The following is a 1,520-nucleotide window of genomic DNA, read 5'->3' on the forward strand; positions in this document are numbered from 1 at the left end:
AAAAGACTTGATCGACAGCGTCGAGTTTTATCTGAATAACCGGGCTGCTCGCACGGAAATCGCCGACAAGGCTTATCGAAAAACCGTGCGCTTGTTTTCCTATCGAAGTATCGCGGAACGTATACGAGATTCCGTGGCGCTGCGTTTGTCCGAGCCTGTTTAATCGCCTAAAATAGGAATAACCATGTTACTGAGTCGGACCGATTTCAAGCAAATGTTGGGTATCAGTGACTTACCCAGTCTGCATTTGGAAGTGTCGTTGGGCTGTAATATCAGTTGCGCGATGTGTACGTTTCACGATGGCCTAAAGAAATTCCAGTGGATGCCCGCCGAGCGACTGAAAACGGTAAAGCAAGGTTTTGATCGCTTTGGCCAAGTACATATTGGCGACGGCAGCGAACCGCTGATCAACCACGATATTTTCGAAATTATCCAATATTTACGGACGCACAATATTGCGGTATCGCTACAAACTAATGCCAAACTCATTCGTAATGCCGGTGACGCCGAAAACTTGGTGAGGTCCGGTTTAACCTTGTTGTCGATTTCGTTGGATGGTGTCACCGATTTCACCGTCAAAAAAATCCGCGGCGGCTTGGGATTCTCGGAGATCGCCAGAGCCATTGATTTAATCAACGACGCCAAGCATCGCTTGGGCTCGGACACGCCCTATCTGGCGTCGAACGCGGTCGCGATGCGTTGCAATCTCGACGAGCTTCCCCAACTTGCGACCTATTTGTTAGATCAACAATTTCGTAGTTTCAGAGTCGGTTTTCTGGAATTGCGTAAACCCAACGATCAATTGGTCGGCGAATTGTTAATCTACGATAAATTGAAAGCGTTACAAGTGGTCAGCGATATTAAATCGATTATTGCAACTCACCAAAACAGTATGAGTTTTAATGACGGCTTGTTCGACGCCAGCAACGGCCAGCGCCGTCGAGATACTTGTACCGGCTATAAGGACCGGTTTTATGTCGATTGGTCGGGCGCGATGACAACCTGCTACGGAAAGAAATATTTGGGAAATATTTTCGAACAAGGCTTAAGCGCCTTGATTCAGTCCGAGGATTATGATGCTTACGTCAGAGAAGTAACAACGCCGGATAACTCGACCTGCGCGTTGTGCCGGTTTTGCGAGGTGATGAGCTTCGATCGGATATTCGATCATTTCGGACGCCGGGCGGTGGAGTATTATTCGATGGACGCAATTACGCAATCGATCGAATATGCAAATCAAGGCGGCGAGGTTAGGGAATTTTGGCGGACGCTGACCGCAACGGCTTAAACCTTGCGGTAGTCATGGGCGGCTATTGTTGAAACCGATTTCGATATTTCTGCCTAGAAATAATGCCTTTTATCATAGGTTGTTCTTGCATTTGTCCAAGGCCTTCGCCGAGGCCGGATTCCGCGTTAGCGGATTATGCGAATTTCTCGATAATCAGCGGATGCGGGATTGGGTGAAGCTGCACAGACCGGTATTGATATTCGAGATGAATCGGGTCAAAAACGAAATTCCG

The 1,520-nt window shown here is 48.0% G+C and carries 1 protein-coding gene; it reads left to right on the forward strand.

Features of this window, described 5'->3' with window-relative positions:
* Positions 1-184 precede the first annotated feature (184 nt).
* Positions 185-1,288, forward strand: a complete 1,104-nt coding sequence (locus tag AC3B8H_RS21230; RefSeq protein ID WP_488443493.1) for a radical SAM protein — start codon at positions 185-187, stop codon at positions 1,286-1,288.
* The last annotated feature ends 232 nt before the right edge of the window (positions 1,289-1,520 follow it).

Source organism: Methylomonas sp. BG-2 (genome assembly GCF_057766305.1).